Here is a 16,702-nt window from a genome sequence, read left to right as displayed (position 1 = left end):
CGATGGCTTTCCGTCGCGGTGCAATTGCAAGGTGTTTCCAGTGCATCGTTTGTCTCCGTCCGCGTGGTGCGATGCTGAGATGTTTAGCGAACCAGATATTCGACTGCCCCAGAGCGATTGCCGTCTCTGTCGAGAGATTGCTGCTAACGCATGCGCCTGCGCCAATCGCTCGGCGTTTCTCCCATCAGCTTCTTGAATGCTGCGGCGAAGGCGGTCTGCGAGGAATAGCCAAGCGCCGCGGCGATCGAGACGACCGATTCGTCGGTCTCCCGCAGCATGTTCATGGCCTGCTCGAGCCGGTGCTGCCGCAGCCAGGCATGCGGCGAAAGCCCGGTGCTTTCCTTGAAGGCACGGCAGAAGTGAAAGCGCGATAGACCGGCATCGGAAGCCAGCGCATCGAGCGAGACGTCCGCATCGCTGTCCGAGCGCAACCGTTCGATCGCACGGAGCAGGACCTTCGGCGACAGCCCACCCATGGTCGGTTGCAACGTGGTTGGCGAACCTGTGTGGGCAACCAGCAGGCGCGTGGCAAGAAGATCTGTCAGCTGATGGCGGAACAATGTATCCAGGGCTCCGTTGCCCTCCAGCGCATCCGCTGCGCTCAAGAGCAGTCTGGACGTAATGGGATCAGGATGTGCCGTTCGCTCCAGCAGGTCGGCCGGTTTGGCGGTCCCGGCTTCGTCAGCAACGCGCTTCAGTGTTGCATTCGGAAGATAGAGCTGGACCACATCAACAGGCTTCGGAATATCCCATCGGGAGCTCGATCCTTCCGGAATGATGATCATGACTCCGGGACGAAACGTACCGATCGCAACCGATTTTCCCGACCGCCGCTCCATGCGCTGCATCACGCCGTTGTACGCCATGATCACATGGTGGCTCATCGGCTCGACCACGTCGTGCAATGGATCATGTTTCCAGTGCGCGATCCCGGCACCGGAGGAGTCCAACGCCATGCGAAGCGGTTCGGTCCCGAGAACGCGCGCCATCTCCGCATCCGCGGCGCGACGCTCGGACGCCGAGCTATCGTCCGGCCTTGCACCCCCGGCGGGTGGCAAACCTTTGTGCGTGGAATTGTGCATGGGTGCGGTGCTCGCGGTCATGGCGTGCCTCCTGCTGACTACCTGAAGCTTCCGATGAATTGCCGTATTTGTACGGGTCGGCGCGTGTTCTATGCGCTGCAAAGCCTCAGCGTATTTCCTGAACCGGCTATGTTTTGTCCGATCCTGCTCCAAGCCGGTGCGCGCTTTCACAAACGCACGATGGGCGGGCGATGCGTTGTCGAGGGATTGAGCCGGGGTCGCGCGAGAGGCATCACAATCCGTTGAATCGCTTGTGAAAAACGTTTTGTGACAATAGGTGCGGCAGGCCGTCACAGGGCTATCGTTCCAAGGCGGGAGTCTGGACCGTTGCTTGCCGATGTCGGATAATTGGCCGTGGCTTGGCGGCAGCGTCCCACGCCCCAGTCGCGCCTCACAAAACGAGATCTACTCCCATGACACAGGCGAGCGCTTTCGGCCGGAGTCTCCGGCAGTTCTTGCACCTGAGGGATGCGCCGCCCTCGCTGATCACGCGTTCACTGCGCGGCGTGGAGCTCGCGGTCACCGAAACCCGGGATGACAATCCCGTGCCGGGTCTCTCCGGTTCGTTTGCCCCTGAGGATGCCTTTGTCGTCAGCCTGAAGCTTCACGACTACCCGGACTGCGAACTCTGGGAAAACGGCAAGTGCGTGATGAAGGCGGATGTCCCGGCGGGCGCAACATATCTGTACGATCTCAAGCGTGATCCGCGCTATGTGATCGACAAGCCGTTCCACTCCCTGTTTTTCTATTTGCCGCGCTCGGCGCTCGATGGCCTCACCGAGCAGTCCCGCGTGCCGCGCGTCCGTCAGCTTGCCTGTGAACTCGGCGTCGGCCATGACGACACGGTCATCCGTCATATCGGCGCGTCGCTGCAAGAAGGGCTGCGTCGGCCGGACGAGACCAACCAGCTTTTCATCGATCACATGATGCTCGCGCTCACCGCACACGTCGCCCAGGCCTATGGCGGGCTGCAGAGCGTCACCGAATCAATCCGCGGCGGCCTTGCGCCATGGCAGGTCAAGCGCGCCTGCGAAAGACTGGAGTCCGACCTCCGCGGAAAGCTTTCGCTGGCAAAGATCGCAGCCGAGTTCGATCTCTCCGTCAGTCATTTTTCGCGGGCATTTCGCGTCTCCACCGGCTTGCCGCCACACCAGTGGCTGCTTCGCCAGCGCGTGAATACGGCCAAGCAATTGATGGGGGTGCGCGGGCTGTCACTCGCGGAGGTTGCCATAGCTGCAGGGTTCGCCAATCAAAGCCACTTCACGCGGGTGTTTTCCTCGATGGTCGGCGTCAGCCCGGGAATGTGGCGCCGCGACGGGCAGGACGCGCCGGAAAACGAAACATGATCCGGGCAAGACGCGCTTTCGCTCAGCGGCGCCGTCTCTGTGAGATGGCATAGCCGGCGCGCCGCGCCGCAAACATCTCGTCCGGCGGATGGCCGATGCCTTCGGCAAGATGCGCCGGATTGAACCCAAGTTCGTCGCACACCTCGTTTGGCTCGGTGCCCGTTATCACGATCGTTCCGAGGCGTACTGCTTCGCGCCTGTCCTCGTCGGGCCAGCGGATGGTCACGTCCATGACGGGGTCGCCGGGACGGTCCAGCAGCGCCATCACGCTGAACCTGGCATCGCGTGCTGCGATCCGGGATTCGAGGTCGTCGTGCAGCAAGTCGGAGCACTTTGCCGTGGCCACGTCTTCGGTCGACCTGACTTCCTCGCCGACAGGCGCGAGTTTGAACTTGATGAACCGTGTCTCGCCCATTGCATTCGTTGCGGGAAAGGCGTGCACGCCCCAATAGATCGTGCAAGCAGGGCTTGCGGGGAGCGGATGCGCAGCCAGGTAGCTTGCCTGACGCAAGGTTTCAGGATTGGCGGCAGAGAATGCCTCGACTTGCGCCATGTCCGGCTTGCCGTCCGCGCCCGGCATGCGCGCCTGCAGGAAAGCCAGCATCTGGTCGAGCGTTCTGGCAAAATGAACGGGAGCACTCTGGGTCAAAATCTCCGAGCGTTCGCCGTCGCTGCCGAGCCGGAAGCTGAAGCCGCGCAGCAGGCTCTTCTCGGTGCCCACCGCGTTCGGGTTGCACTCGTCCGCCGAGAACCGCGCAAGCACCCGGGATGGCTTGGTGAAGCTCCGGGATTTGGTGATTTCCTTTGCCTGATCCGAAGGGGCATAGGTGCCGCGAACGCATTGGCCACCGGCGAAGCTCGCGCGTGCCTTTGGTGGAAGACCGCCAAGCGCCTTCAGTGCGTCGACGATCGATGCTGGCGTGGCAGCGCGGCTCGGGGACAGAGGCAGGACGGGATCCTGGGTTCGAACGATCGGGTTCGTTTGTGGCGCACCGCAGCTCAAGCTTCTTTCCCAAAGCGGACATGCCTTGTCCGATTCTGCGGCAATCTCGCAATCCCTCGACCGGACAGCCCTCTCGCGGGATGAATCCGCCGTCAAGCTCGGCATCGACTATGCCGTGACCGACGTCTGGAAGGTCGGCGGCAACGCGATCTTTGTCTCCAGCCAGTATCTGGTTGGCGACGAGTCCAACCAGTATGCGAAGCTGCCGTCGTACACCGTCTTCAATCTGCACACTTCCTATCAGGTGACGAAGAACGTCCAGCTCTATGGCCGCGTCGACAACATCTTCGACAGGCGCTATGCGACCTATGGGCAGTTCTTCGACAAAGGCGCGTTGCCCAATTTCGTCAACGGCGGCGCCGATTTCAGCGACCCGCGCTCGCTGAGCCCGGCGCGGCCGAGGGCGTTTTATGCGGGGATGCGGGTGACGTTCTAGGCACGGCGGGCCTAATCATCCTCTACCGTCCTTCCGCTAGGCCCGCGAGCGCCATCGCTGCTCTGAGTTCATGCACCGTCGCTGTTCCCCCGCCGGCAGCCTGGAACGCCAGAGGGGCCGGATTCAACGGAAGCCGGGTCACGTTGGCCGGGCCGCGTGGCGGCTCGAATATCATCGCCTGGCTTGCGCCGAATGGAATCCGATCGAGCTGCCGAATGGCGCTGCGCATCTCGCGCAGTCCGGCATTCAGAGGCATGGCAAGGGGCCGCTGATCGGACCAGACGCCGAGCGCGCGGGCTGCATCCGGCAACCCGGCCCCGGTCTGCCATGGATGGCCGATGGGCTGCGCCGTCTCCTTCAGAATTTGGAACAGCCGTTCGACCCGGTGGGCATCCTTGGCGATGAAGCTGCCCTTGAAGTCGGCGTGGTCGGCAAGGATCAAGGCTGCAAGCGCGGCAACGTGAGCAGCTGCGAGCGAGGTGCCGTCGCAGACGGCATAACCGTCCGGCGACTGGCAGGCAATGACTGCAACACCGGGCGCGCACAGGTCGAGTTCGGACCCGCGGCAGGAAAACGGCGGTACGAACAACCCGCCTGCCGCCGCAGTGGCGGCTGCGGCCTGCGCCGCCTGCGGACTGTCTTCCGCGAAGCTTCCCATCCGTCCGACCGCACCGACCGCCAAGACATGCGGAGAACAGGCCGGAAACAGTATGCGTTCTCCAGAGTTGCCGGCGGCAGCGACGATGCTGACGCCTTGCTGCTTGGCCATGGCAATGTGCTGCTCAACCAGCACGGAGCCGTGCTCGCAACCGACTCCGACGCACGCCACGTCGATGCCGTTTTGCAGGCAATCATCGAGCGCCGCGATCAGGTCGCTGCAATGGGCATCTTGGGGAAGCTTGCAAACATGCAGCTCGCTGTCCGGGGCGTAGCCGCGGATGCCGTGATCTGCCTGCGCAGCCGCATTGATGATGCTTGCGCAAGGCGTGCCGTGGCCAGTGACGTCCTTCGACCATGAGCGATCTTCGCCACGTCGGGCATCGATACCGTGCTCGATGTCAGCCAATAGCTTGTGGCTGGTCGCCACGCCGCTGTCGATGAGCGCGATCTTGACGTCAGCTCCACGGCAATGGTCGGGAATCTGATCGAAGCGCATCGCTTCGCCGCCCCAATCCAGCCCGCCAGGCAGCTGCAACGGTTTCAGGGTGAAGGTGTTCACCGCATCGGCCTCGATATTGGGCCGCTGTTGCCACAAGCCCCAATGGCCGGAGCGTGCGCTGACGAAAATGGCGGCAATTGTTTCCGGCACTTCGTCCCGCAGCGTCAGATCGACGTTGCCATCACGGTCCGTCCGTCCTTGAGCTGACGCCTGCTCGCCGACGAGCTGCACAGTTGCCTGCTCCACAGGCCCACCTGCTTCGCTGAGGACCCGGATCGTCACCTTGAAGTCCGGCCCGAGTGCGGTCATCGTTGTGGCCGCCGGGATGAAAGAGGAGGCCGGGCCGGCAAAGGATGCAGCTCGCAGATGGCTGTCCGGCTCGATGATCAAGCTGCCGGCCGTGGAGCGGCGCAAGGCGGCGGCGGCTTCGTCGGGCATGCGCACGACCGCAATTGGCGGGCCACTGACGCCGCGCTGGTCGTGGGTCCACAGGATGTTGCCGAACTGGTTCAGTTGTTCGGCCAGCGTTTGAGCGCTGATGCCGGCGCCCGCTGGCGCGATCATGTATTGAGTGCTGCGCACTGGTTTGCGTCGATTGTCGCTCGAGGTCGGTCGCGCATCATCTGGACTCGTTGCCATGGCGTCGCCTCCTTTGATTTCAGTGGATAGAAGATTGCGTGCGATCGATCGACGCCTGTCTCAGCAACGGAAGGCGGGGATCGGCTGCGCGGGCCGCTTCGATCGCGCGATACGCGAAATAGATCAGGTTGAAGGCCTGCGCATAATCCCGCTCGGTAAACTTGTTGGCTGCTTGGGTGACGATCGAGACGCAGTTTTCCAGGCCCGCATGCTGTACAGCGTTGGCCTCGAGGTAGGCAGAGAGCGAGCGCAGCGATTCTGCGATCATGTCTCCGATCATGTTTTCCGCAGCCTGATGATCGAGTACCGGGTTCGGTATCGGGAAGGTGCCGGGCATGGTCCGGAACGGCTGCTCGAATCCTTGGGACTGCAGGCGCAAGAGCAGCGGCATCAGATTGCCAAGCAGGCCCACGAGCTGCTGAATGTCTGACGAGTGCCGCTGTGACGCGGTTGCGGCAGAGGGATTGGAATCCGACATGAGGGTTCTCCTTCGGGGGAAGCGTGCGCAACGGCAGGCGAGACCGCCGCTTTTTGGCGGCGGTCGCGCCTTACCGCACGGTCAGATCATCCGCTGCTGGCCGTAGGCCTGAAGGTTACCGATGACCTGGGGAATGACGCCGATCAGCTGGCGGGTGATGTCGGCGACATCTTGCTGCGTTAGTTGTCGCTGCTGGCCAAAGCCCGTCTGACCGCCGAATGCCGCCTGGAACTGCGGCGCACCGAACTGTGTACCCCACATCTGCGCTGGCTGAGTCTGCGTGGGATAGCCGAGACCGAATTGACCAGGGCCTCCGAATTGCCCCTGACCGAGACCGCCGTGCATGGCCGAATGCTGCATTTGGGGCTGGCTCTGCAGCATTCCCACGATCTGCGGCACGATGGGCAGGATCTGCCGCACGACCTCGCTCACGTCTTGCGGACTTAGCTGCCGCGGCGCCTGGCCGTAAGCCGCATAGCCCATTCCTGCGAACGGAGTCTGGGCTTGCGCGAGAATTTGAGGCAGCGCCGGTACCAATTGCCGCACGACCTCATTCACGTCCTGTGGCGAAAGCTGGCGCTGCTGGCCGCCCCAGGGCTGCTGACTCCCGCCCATTTGCCCGCCCCAGCCGGGGCCATATCCAAACGCGCCAAAGGTCGGCTGACCGCCGAATTGCCCGTATTGCTGCCCATAGGCAGCTTGGCCCAATCCAAGACCGCCTCCTCCAAACTGTTGGCCGCCTTGCGAACCGAAAGCTCCCGATCCCCATTGTTGCGGACCGAACTGTTGTTGCGGACCGAACTGTCCAAATGGCGAACCATGCGCGAGGTTCTGTTGCAGGGTGTCATAGTAGGTCATCGCTTGGTCTCCTTGCGATGGTTGGTGCCCTCAGCCCAAGATCCTGCCAAGGCCGGTCGCATGCGCGACCCCTTCGCTGGAAATGGCGGTCCGTCACGCCGGTGCGTCGGCGTTGGACCTTCAAATTCAAATGCTTGGCGCGGAAATCTCAGCCGCAAGCAACGTGGCCCACCTGGGAGGCGCGAGTTGCGTCCCTCAAGGTGACAAGCCGACGGTAAGGTGTTTTAGAGCGGCAAAATGATAGCCGTCGAGAGATGTGGGAGCGGATTTTCCTCGCTGGCACGGTGGCCAGCCATTTATCATTTACGACCTACGTCCGCTCAAGCGCTCGGCAACTACGCTGGTTTCTCCCAGTTCTGCTATGAGTAGAGACGCGGAAAACGAATTCACATCAAAATAGTTTCGCGAAAGCGCGGCGATATTTTGGTGGAAATCAACTTTCGCAAAAATTTAAGAATTTGAAGCCGCGCGGATTTTCGTCAGCACTCTTTGCCTGGTCAGCGAGCCTTCCGATGTGCATCGGTGTCAACTTCAGCCAATGCTAATAAGCGAGGTTGAGCAATGTGCCGACGCGCTCGGAGGTGGCGGGATGGCTGCGAAGCAAGCGCATCGGATCATGCACGAATGCGGACGTGCGGCTTGGTGCAGAGCCGGCGTGATGGCGCTCCAGCTTGTCAAGTGCGGCGATGAGCGCTCGCGAGTTGCCGGTCAGTTCGAGCGCCGTTGCATCTGCATCCAGTTCGCGAACGCGCGACAGAGCAAGTCCGAGGAGCTGGCCGAGCGTGGGTGCTGCGCTCAGCAGCATCGCCAATGGCCGGCTTGATGTCATGCCGCCGTGCTGATGGCTGGTTCGCAGCAGCGCGAGACCGGCGAGCGAGGTCCAATCGATCGCGCGTCGCAACGCTGTCGCCCAGCCCATCGTCCAGGCGTCATTGTTGCGGATATGAGCGACTTCATGGGCCAATATCCCGGCAATTTCGTCGCGCGTCATGCCGCGTAGCAGGCCTTCGGTCAACACGATGGCGCTCCGTTCCGGTCCGCCGAGTGCATAGGCATTCATATCGCGCGGAGCCGGCAGACAATAGAGATCCGGAAATCGCACCAGCCCGGCGCGGCTGCAAACTTTTGACAGAATGGCGAAGAGGTCCGGCACCTCGGCAGGGGACAGCAGGCGGGCGCCGAACCAGCGATACACGTTCTCGCGTGAGATGACCGTTTCGTCGGGACGGGGCGTGCTTCCCAACAGCGCCCGCTGCATGCCCTCGGCTCCACCGACGCTCCAGCCGCAGACGGCGAGCAGCAATGTCATGGCAAGGATCGCCAATTGAGATGATTGATGGTTCGCAGCCTGATGGGCGTGCCGCCGATGCCGCAACCGCCCCCCCGAGTCTCTCGAGCTCAGTTCGATATGGCATCGCAGGAAGAGGCCTGCCTCTCCCGACGGCCAGTGGATCTCTACGGTGACGGTAGGGCCGCACCGTAAAACGCGCAGCATCTCTCGCGGCGCATGTCGCACCAGAGCGAACGAAACGCTCGGCGTAAGGCCGGCAACGACATCTTGGCCGTGCCGATCACCACGCAACGCCATCGGGCTTACGCCAGCGTGAATCACCCCTGTCCCCTCGTGCGCTTTCAAAGCGAAGAGTTACGGATCTCCCGGTGTCTTGTCATGCGAGTTTCATGCCTTGGACACAGAAAAGTCCCGCTATCCACACGGGCGGCGTCCGATCCGCTTCGGTGTAAGCCGTCGGGATGAGACCTCAGGAACCGGGTTCTATTCAAGCTAAACGATGGTTTGGTCCGATAATGCTTTGGCGGCGCTCCACGGTCAGATCCTGAAGGGTGGGAAGCCGGCCGATCTGCCGGTGATGCAATCCAAGGCACTTCAACTCATTGTCAACCTCAAGACGGCCAACACGCTCGGCGCAAGCGTGCCGACGGCGCTGCTCGCGCGCGCCAATGAAGTCATCGAATAGAGCACCTATGGCCTGGGGTGTGGGTTTGCGCAGTGCAGCCACGTCCGGATGCGGAGCGAGACGGGAATTCATAGGCTCAGGCAGCCATCGACGCGGTCACCCGCGTCAGAACTTTTGCAACCAAGGCCGCTGCTGGGACGCTATCCGGGAATGTGGTATTCCTGCAAAGCAGCAGGCTTTTGCTCTCCGACCGGCAGCGGATATGTCCTCGTCCGATGGTACAGGTGCAACCAGTGACGCAGCCCGCCGACAGCGGAGAGGGAGCAACACCTTACTGCTGATCCTGGCTGGCAGTTGGATTCCTCATCTTTGGTGCCGCCGCGGGCGCACTGTATTACGCATTGCAGCCGGTCACTCTCCGGATTGCGGTCGGACCGCCGGGAAGCGACGATCACAAAGTTATTCAGGCGGCGGCCGAGGCCTTCGCCAGCGAAAGCAGGACACTCAGGCTCTCTCTGATCACGACCGACGGCGCGGTCGAAGCTCTCGCCCAGCTTGGTGCCGGGAAAGCCCACCTAGCGGTCGGTCGTGGCGATCTCGAAATGCCGACCGACGCGCAGACCGTCGCCGTCGTGCGCAAGAACTTCGTTGTGCTGTGGTCGCCCTCCGGACTTGCGGGCAAGAACTCCAAAAGAAGGCCGGGAGCGAAAATCAAGGAGATCGCCGATCTTGCAGGGCACAGGGTCGGCGTGATAGGCCGGACGCCGGCGAACGCCGCGTTGCTACGGGTCATCCTGAGCGCCTGCGGAGTGGAGGCGGACAAAGTCGCCGTTACGCAATTTGGCGCGGACCAGGTCGAGCAGCTGGCGCGCGACCCGACCCTTAATGCATTCATGGCGGTCGGTCCGCTCGACAGCAAGATCACCTCCGACGCTATCGCAGCAATTGCCCGGGCGCGAGGCGATCCCAAGTTTCTCGCGATCGACGCGTCAGAAGCGATCGCGCTGAAAGACCCGCGTTATGAATCCGAAGAAATTCCGCCCAGCGTATTCAATACGAATCCAGCTTGGCGCTCGACCTGTTCAACCACGCCATCATCGAGAGGCGCGCGACATTGCAAGCGGACGCGCCCGAACCGGTCCGCGGCGCAGCAGCAGGCCGCGGCCTCGCGTCTCCACGATGACGTAAGGATGTGAAACACGACCCGCGATCGCGCCGACCTTCGGCTCGAACAGCCCGTTTGCCGATGGCAACGGCAATATCCAGGTCTCTCCCGGCAACCAGATCCCCGCGATCCCGCGCCACCGGGTCAAGCTTTGCATCGACTACGCCGTGACGACGTCTGGAAGGTCGGCGGCAACGCGATCTTCGTCTCCAGCCAATATCTGGTCGGCGACGAGTCCAATCAATACGCGAAGCTGCCGTTCCTACACGGTGTTCAATCTCCACACCTCCTATCGCCGCGTCGACAACATCTTCGACAGGCGCTATGCGACTTATGGGCAGTTCTTCGACAGCAGCGCGTTGCCCAATTTCGTCAACGGCGGCGCCGATTTAGTGATCTGCGCTCGCTGAGCCCCGCAAGGCCGCGCACGTTCTATGCGGGGATGCGGGTGACGTTCTGAGGCACGTGACCCTGGCTGTGGGAAAACGCCGCTAGCTGGTGAGGCGCTTCGTTGAGCAAGCCGATCGCGAGCGGTCGACGTGTGGCCACTTCGCCATTGAGTTCGTCCATAGCTGATGCGAAAAGCTCTACTGCCAAGTTGAGACTCTGTCGTCGATGTCCTTGCCCCACGCATTGTTGACCGCATTGATTGAACGGCCCTGTTCCGGATCCGAGCTGGCCGAACGCTTCGACCGTTCCATCGGCTATTTTTGGCAGGCGACTCATCAGCAGATATACCGGGAGCTCGCCCGTCTCGAAGCCGCCGGCTTCGTTCTAGGCTCCCTCGTCGACGGTGCGCGAGGCGGCAAGAAGACTTATGTTGTGCTGCCCGCCGGACTCAAGGAACTGCGACGCTGGCTTACGGGGAGGCAGGCCCCGTCTCCGATTCGCGATGAGCTGATGGTTAGACTTCGGGCGGAAGCCGTCATCGGTCCCACACGCATCATCGAAGAGCTGGAGAGACTTGCCGGACAACACCGCGAAAAGCTCAAGGTCTACCGTGAAATCGAGGCCAGGGATTTCTCGCAAAAGAAAATAACACGGGATGAAAAGCTTCGTCGTCTTGTGCTCATGGCCGGAATCGACTTCGAGACCCAGCGTATCGCCTTTTGCGAGCAGGCAATTTCAATCCTGAAAGCATCCTGAGCCCTCGACCGGCCCGAATACCCGCTAACGAGCACGGTCGCGCTTCGGCGTAAGCACATCGCCGAAATCTCCAAGCTCGGGAAATTTGAGGGTGGGTTGGCGGTCGAGGTCACGCAGACAGACTCGCAGATCCTGCAGCTGTGCCTGCCTCTCGTGGTCGGTAATATATGGAACATGATAGGCGACAAAGGGCTGGTGCACGGTCAGTCCGACATAGCCCAACGTCCCCTGAAAGAAATGACGCATCATCCCAGTCTCGAGCTCTCCGTGGAGGGCGCCTGGCCCGAACATATTTCGGCGCCCGCCGAGAGCCATTGCCGTACATGTTCTCTTACCCCTGAGACCACCGAGATCGTAAAACCCGCGGTTGCCGCTATGCATCGGGCCGCACAGCAAGACACGGTCGATCCAGCCTTTAAGAATTGCCGGAACGCTGAACCAGAATATTGGAAAGGTGAAGACGATGAGGTCTGCCGCCAGCACATTCTCCGCTTCGCGGGCGACATCGGAGGCCAGCGTCGAAGTCGTGTAGCCGTGGCGTTGTTCGAGCGTGTATACTAGGTAATCGGGGCGGCTTCTCGAAGTGAAATCGTTCCCGGAGAGAACAGGGTTGAAACCGTTGTGATAGAGATCGCAAACGGTGACAACCACACCCGCGGCCTTCAGTTCGTCGATGACAACATCACGCATCGCGCTCACAAAGGAGTTCGGCTCGGGGTGCGCATGGACCAGATGAACACGCATCTCATCTCACCTCACTTGAAGCAGGGAGCGCGCGCGAGAGACGCTTCGCCATTTCCGCGGCAAGCGCCTGTGCGCCACTAAGCGGCCGCATCATCACTTCGAGCTCGACGATCTTGCCGTCGTCGTCAAAGCGAATGAAGTCGATTCCCTTGGCCATCTTGCCGCCAACCTTGGCGCTGAACTCGAGAACGACATTCCTGCCATCGGCGGTGGCGGCCTGACGATGGTAGCTGAAGTCCTCGAAAATCTGAACCACGTTGCTCATGGTGAGAACCAAAGCTTCGATGCCGTGGTAGGGATTGAATGCAGTCGGCAAGCGGAAGACCACTTCCGGATGAGCGATCGAGGGAAGGTCGCCAAGATCTTTCCTCGCTATCATGGCGTGCCACTTCTCCAGAGATGCTGCGGCGGCCGGATGAAGATGGAGCAGTCCAGTCATTGTGGTTTCCTCGCCTTTGGAATTCCGGATTGCGTGCTCACAGGAACGCGGCAAAGCCGTGTTCCCTGATGGATGGCGCGCTCGGCGTCCAGTTTGACCGCTAACCACGCTTCGCCTTGTCCTTCTCGTTCTGAGCCACGATGGCGTCGCGCGCTTCGGCCCAATCTGAATCCTTCCAGTCGCGCACTTCGTAGAAGTTGCCGCCCATCGCCAGCGCCTGGGCACCGTCCATCACGATGGTCTCGCCATTGATCCAGTCGCACCCGCCGGAGATCAGAAACGTCGCGAGATTTTGCAGTTCGCTCATTTGCCCAAGGCGGCCCATCGGATTCGCAGCGACGGTCCTCGCACCGGCCTCGTCGCCGGGCTTGATACGCTTGCTCATGCCCTCGGTCGGAATTTCTCCCGGCGCGATGGTGTTGAGGCGGATGCCGTAGCGACCCCATTCCGTGGCCAGCGACATGGTCATGGCGTGGATTGCGGATTTGCTCATGGCGGACGGCACCACATACGGGCCGCCATTGCGTACCCATGTCACAGTAATGGAGACGACGTTGCCGCGATGTCTGCCTGCGATCCAGCGTTTGCCGACAGCCTGGGTCACGTAGAACGTACCGTGCATCACGATATTGGCGATGGCATCGAACCCGCGCGGCGAGAGATCCTGCGTGCGGGCAATGAAATTACCAGCCGCGTTGTTGATGAGATCGGTGAGAGGACGGTCCTTGAAAGCGGATTCGACCATGGCGTCGACCGCCGCGGAGTCGCGAATGTCTACGCCGTGGGCGGTGACCTTGCCGCCATGAAGCTTCATCAACTCGGCGGCGGTCTCCTCGCAAACGCCTTTGCGGCGTCCGCAAATGTGAATGTCTGCGCCGAGGCTGAGAAATTTCGCTGCCATGGCCTTGCCGAGCCCGGTGCCGCCGCCGGTCACCAGGATATTGCGGCCCGTGAGAAGCCCGTTGCTGAACATGATGCAATCCTCCGCCGCGCCGATTTTGTCGCGTTGTTGGTTGACGTCTGAACTCGGCTTCGGCCCGGCGAAGCCGGTTCGAGCGGCCAACAATTCGGGATAGCCAAACTGCGCCCAGTTATGCAACCAGTTGCAAAAGGGTAGCGCGGAAATTTGCGTTTTGCAATCAGTTGCACAAGTTTATTAAAATTATTGCGGGCTGATCGCACCCAATGCGCTCGCTGCGAGGGCGGTAGGTTGAACGGAAGGGCTGGTGCCGATGCTGGCCGCGCGCTCCTGAAATCGTTCTTGAATTCGGGTGGCGGTATTAAGCATCATCACGCCTCAATGGCGGCCGTGCGATCGCAGATCTAGTGTTTCATTGGCTCTACGGCCGTACAACGTATCCTGCGACGTGCGCGGGGGCCCGAAAGAGGAGTCTGTTCGATATCGATATCTTCGGGTTACGTTTTCGCCAGATAGATCAACTCGCCATTTCACAAGCCGCTCATGATCATTTTCCCGACCGCCAACAGGCTCGGGAAATAGCCGCTGTATTTGGGCAAGCTGCCGGGCATGTCCAGCACGCGACGGTGATAGAATATATCCATGCGAACCGGCGGAAGCCGGGCCTCGGGCTCGAAAGTGCTGACTGGGACGAACATCACCTTGAACGGCCAGACGCCCGCAACTTCCACAACGGGCTTGCCGCAGGTCCGGCAGACCCCGCGATTGAAGTTCGGCGGCGGACGGTATTTCCTGAATGAAATATTGCCGGCGTTTTTCAGCACGACGTCCTTGGCACGAACGGCGACCACATCCGCGAACGGTTTGCCGTTGAACGCCTGACAGATCAGACAGTGGCACCGGAACCTGGCTTTCGGCGACGTATGCACCTTGAAGGAGCAAGCGCCGCATTCGCAGGAGCCGCTTAGCGGCAACGATGATGTGTCGGTGGTCATGTGCTGATGCTCCTCGGTTTCATTGCGAAATGGAGTTCCGATCACCGAAGCATCATGTTGAGGATGGCATCGATCGGTTGTCTGAACGGCGCGTGGAGCAGGTTGGCGAGATTCCAACGCCCTTGCTCATAGATGCCCTTGGCATGGCTGAAGGTTCGGAAGCCTTCGATGCCATGGTAAGCGCCCATGCCGCTGGGCCCGACGCCGCCGAAGGGCAAGTCATCCTGAGCGATGTGCATGATCGTCCCGTTGATGGTGACGTTGCCTGAGGTTGTTCGGCTCAGCACGCTGCGTCGGTCGTCATCATCGGCACCGAAATAGTAGAGCGCGAGCGGCCGGGGCCGGGCGTTCACATAGGCAATCGCATCGCCGATGTCGCGGTAGGGAAAGATCGGCAGGATCGGGCCAAAAATCTCTTCATGAGCGATGCGCATGGTATCTGTGACGCCAAGCACCACGGTTGGCGCAAGCGTGTTGGGGCGTCGGGACGCTTCGCCGGGCCGATTGCCGACCTCGATGATCCGCGCTCCCTTGGCATTCGCGTCCGCGATCAGGCCCTGGAGCCGGGCGTGGTGCCGTTCGTTGATGATGGACGTATAGTGTTCACTTGTCGGCCCGTCCGCATAGAAGGACGCCACTTTCCGGTCATACGCCGCCACGAACGAGTCGACGTCGTTTTCGTGGACGAGTGCGTAATCGGGGGCAATGCAGGTCTGGCCGGCGTTGAGCAGCTTACCGAAAGCGATGGAGGCTGCCGCTTGGTCGAGGGCGTGGCCCTTGGCAACGATGCTCGGTGACTTGCCCCCGAGTTCAAGGGTAACCGGAACGAGGTTGTCGCTGGCTGCCTTCATCACGGAGCGCCCCACCGGAGTACTGCCGGTAAAGACGAGGTGATCGAACGGCAGGGCCGAGAACGCCGTCCCTACGGCCGCATCGCCAGTCACGATCGCGAACTGATCCTCGGGGAAAACCTCGCCCAGCATCTTGGCGAGTAGTGAATTGGTGACGGGTGTGAACTCCGAGGGCTTCAGCATAACCCGGTTTCCGGCGGCGATGGCCGTGACAACCGGCATCAGCGATAGGTTTACCGGGTAGTTCCACGGCGACATGACGCCGACGACGCCAAGCGGTTGGTATTCGAGGCGGGCGTTGCCCATCCGCATGTGCAGCGCGACGTGGCGACGGGTCGGCGCCATGAATTTGCGAAGGTTGCGGATCAGATACTTCGTACCTTCGGCGACCCCTCCAACCTCCATGATTGCCGTCTCATACTTCGAGCGATGGCCGAAATCCGCGCTGATGGCATCTTCGATCGCTCTGCGCTGCGCGATTATCATGGTCCTGAACTTGGACAGATCAGCGCGTCGCTGCGCCAGCGCAGGGGCTCCGTCACGCAGGAAAGCAGCACGCTGGCGGGCGAGAAGACTGCCCAGTCGATCAGCGTCGGCGACTTTTGCGGTAGCGTTCATGGTTCACTCCGATGTAGACAGGAGAAACTTATCCGCCTGACATAGGCCCTTAAGTAGTCACTGTCAACAATGTATACGGAAGAAACTTTGAGGTACCATGCAGGACGCACCCAACCGCCCCTATCACCACGGTGATCTCCGTCGGACGGTTATCGAGACGGCGTTGGATATGCTTCGGGAGGAGAAGGGCTGGCAGTTCACGCTGCGGGAAGTCGCCCGTCGCGCTGGCGTAAGCCACGCGGCACCCTACAAGCACTTTCCGGACAAAGCCGCGCTGCTTGCAGAACTCGCCATGATCGGATTCGACCGGCTCCGGGAATCTCTATCGGCTGCGAAGCCCACAGCGTCCAATTCTTTGCGCGAGGAAATTACGACGATAGCTCGTGCCTACGTCGCGTTCGGAACGGAAAATCCGGCTCTCTACCGCCTGATGTATAGCGCGGAGGAGGGTCAAGCGGTGGGAATACATCTCAACGAGCGGGCGCTGGCGGTATTTGACGTTCTCCTCGAAGTCCTCCGGCGCGGCCAGGCTGCCGGGAGCATTCGCAAGCGGCCGATAGAGGGACAGGCGGCAGCCGGCTGGGGGCTCGTTCACGGCATGACCATGCTTGCGATCGATGGGCTCTTGGTGCCCGAGAAAGTGGGATCGGCCCCGCTGGATGCCGCCTTGAGCACGCTGGTGGAGGGGCTGGGGAGCCCAGAAACACTGCGCGCGCCTGCAATAAGGTCCGCTCGTGGCCCAGGCCGTGTGAAAACGTTCTGTTTCCGGTGATTCGCGCGATAGGATTCCCTGCACTTGCGGGGACGTCCAATGAAGCGCTTTGTTGAAGGGGTGGATCGCGGGCAGAGCATGCTGTTTCCGGCATCGCTCGATGACTATGTGACCGTGGATAATCCAGTGCGAGCGG

At 61.3% G+C, this 16,702-nt stretch carries 15 protein-coding genes and 3 pseudogenes; 7 read left to right on the top strand and 11 right to left on the bottom strand.

Going from position 1 to position 16,702, the window contains the following annotated elements:
* Positions 1–143: 143 nt before the first annotated feature.
* A complete protein-coding gene (locus GWG65_RS12995; RefSeq protein WP_275196136.1) occupies positions 144–1,082 on the bottom strand; it encodes an AraC family transcriptional regulator in 939 nt (312 codons plus the stop codon).
* A gap of 413 nt (positions 1,083–1,495) precedes the next feature.
* Between GWG65_RS12995 and GWG65_RS12990 the strand changes: the two genes are divergently transcribed.
* Positions 1,496–2,428 (top strand): AraC family transcriptional regulator, encoded by a 933-nt coding sequence (locus tag GWG65_RS12990; protein ID WP_275195960.1) that lies wholly within the window; start codon positions 1,496–1,498, stop codon positions 2,426–2,428.
* A 22-nt stretch (positions 2,429–2,450) separates the two neighbouring features.
* Here the strand turns inward: GWG65_RS12990 and GWG65_RS12985 are convergent, their stop codons facing one another.
* Positions 2,451–3,377, bottom strand: coding sequence for a catalase (locus GWG65_RS12985; protein WP_275196135.1), 927 nt, complete (start codon positions 3,375–3,377; stop codon positions 2,451–2,453).
* A 145-nt stretch (positions 3,378–3,522) separates the two neighbouring features.
* Here GWG65_RS12985 and GWG65_RS12980 point away from each other — a divergent pair.
* Positions 3,523–3,867 (top strand): annotated as a pseudogene (locus GWG65_RS12980) (TonB-dependent receptor); the annotation flags it as partial.
* A 22-nt stretch (positions 3,868–3,889) separates the two neighbouring features.
* Here GWG65_RS12980 and GWG65_RS12975 read toward each other — a convergent pair.
* The 4 genes from GWG65_RS12975 to GWG65_RS12960 form a co-directional block, all read right to left on the bottom strand.
* Positions 3,890–5,464 (bottom strand): S8 family serine peptidase, encoded by a 1,575-nt coding sequence (locus tag GWG65_RS12975; protein WP_275195959.1) that lies wholly within the window; start codon positions 5,462–5,464, stop codon positions 3,890–3,892.
* A gap of 220 nt (positions 5,465–5,684) precedes the next feature.
* Positions 5,685–6,143: a hypothetical protein gene (locus GWG65_RS12970; RefSeq protein ID WP_275195958.1), complete on the bottom strand. Its 459-nt coding sequence runs from the start codon at positions 6,141–6,143 to the stop codon at positions 5,685–5,687.
* Between the two features lie 81 nt (positions 6,144–6,224).
* On the bottom strand, positions 6,225–7,001 hold the full coding sequence (locus GWG65_RS12965) for a hypothetical protein (RefSeq protein ID WP_275195957.1): 777 nt from the start codon (positions 6,999–7,001) through the stop codon (positions 6,225–6,227).
* Positions 7,002–7,542: 541 nt separating this feature from the next.
* A complete protein-coding gene (locus GWG65_RS12960; RefSeq protein WP_275195956.1) occupies positions 7,543–8,637 on the bottom strand; it encodes a zinc metalloprotease HtpX in 1,095 nt (364 codons plus the stop codon).
* Positions 8,638–8,791: 154 nt separating this feature from the next.
* Between GWG65_RS12960 and GWG65_RS12955 the strand changes: the two genes are divergently transcribed.
* The 4 genes and pseudogenes from GWG65_RS12955 (at position 8,792) to GWG65_RS12940 (ending at position 11,228) form a co-directional block, all read left to right on the top strand.
* The gene (locus tag GWG65_RS12955; protein ID WP_275195955.1) at positions 8,792–8,977 is read left to right on the top strand and encodes an ABC transporter substrate binding protein; all 186 of its coding nucleotides are present in this window, start codon (positions 8,792–8,794) and stop codon (positions 8,975–8,977) included.
* A 202-nt stretch (positions 8,978–9,179) separates the two neighbouring features.
* Positions 9,180–9,987 (top strand): annotated as a pseudogene (locus GWG65_RS12950) (ABC transporter substrate-binding protein); the annotation flags it as partial.
* A 190-nt stretch (positions 9,988–10,177) separates the two neighbouring features.
* A pseudogene (locus tag GWG65_RS12945) lies at positions 10,178–10,542 on the top strand (TonB-dependent receptor); the annotation flags it as partial.
* A 155-nt stretch (positions 10,543–10,697) separates the two neighbouring features.
* On the top strand, positions 10,698–11,228 hold the full coding sequence (locus tag GWG65_RS12940; RefSeq protein ID WP_275195954.1) for a PadR family transcriptional regulator: 531 nt from the start codon (positions 10,698–10,700) through the stop codon (positions 11,226–11,228).
* 24 nt (positions 11,229–11,252) lie between these two features.
* On the opposite strand, the gene GWG65_RS12935 is transcribed toward GWG65_RS12940, so the two are convergent.
* The 5 genes from GWG65_RS12935 to GWG65_RS12915 all read right to left on the bottom strand — a co-directional run bounded on the left by GWG65_RS12935 (position 11,253) and on the right by GWG65_RS12915 (position 15,794).
* Positions 11,253–11,972 carry an NAD(P)H-dependent oxidoreductase gene (locus GWG65_RS12935; RefSeq protein WP_275195953.1) on the bottom strand — a complete coding sequence of 240 codons (720 nt, stop codon included), beginning with the start codon at positions 11,970–11,972 and terminating at the stop codon, positions 11,253–11,255.
* Between the two features lies 1 nt (position 11,973).
* The gene (locus tag GWG65_RS12930) at positions 11,974–12,519 is read right to left on the bottom strand and encodes a nuclear transport factor 2 family protein (protein ID WP_275195952.1); all 546 of its coding nucleotides are present in this window, start codon (positions 12,517–12,519) and stop codon (positions 11,974–11,976) included.
* Positions 12,512–13,384, bottom strand: a complete 873-nt coding sequence (locus GWG65_RS12925) for an SDR family oxidoreductase (protein WP_275195951.1) — start codon at positions 13,382–13,384, stop codon at positions 12,512–12,514. Before GWG65_RS12925 ends, GWG65_RS12930 begins: the two co-directional genes overlap by 8 nt.
* A 476-nt stretch (positions 13,385–13,860) precedes the next feature.
* Positions 13,861–14,325, bottom strand: a complete 465-nt coding sequence (locus tag GWG65_RS12920) for a GFA family protein (RefSeq protein ID WP_275195950.1) — start codon at positions 14,323–14,325, stop codon at positions 13,861–13,863.
* Between the two features lie 41 nt (positions 14,326–14,366).
* Complete coding sequence (locus tag GWG65_RS12915; RefSeq protein ID WP_275195949.1) at positions 14,367–15,794, bottom strand: coniferyl aldehyde dehydrogenase; 1,428 nt, start codon at positions 15,792–15,794, stop codon at positions 14,367–14,369.
* Between the two features lie 97 nt (positions 15,795–15,891).
* Here GWG65_RS12915 and GWG65_RS12910 point away from each other — a divergent pair, with 97 nt between their 5' ends.
* Positions 15,892–16,566, top strand: coding sequence for a TetR/AcrR family transcriptional regulator (locus GWG65_RS12910; protein ID WP_275195948.1), 675 nt, complete (start codon positions 15,892–15,894; stop codon positions 16,564–16,566).
* The last annotated feature ends 136 nt before the right edge of the window (positions 16,567–16,702 follow it).

This window comes from Bradyrhizobium sp. CSA207 (assembly GCF_029051685.1).
In the GTDB taxonomy this organism is placed as follows: Bacteria; Pseudomonadota; Alphaproteobacteria; order Rhizobiales; family Xanthobacteraceae; genus Bradyrhizobium.
This window is presented reverse-complemented; position numbering and strand designations above follow the sequence as displayed.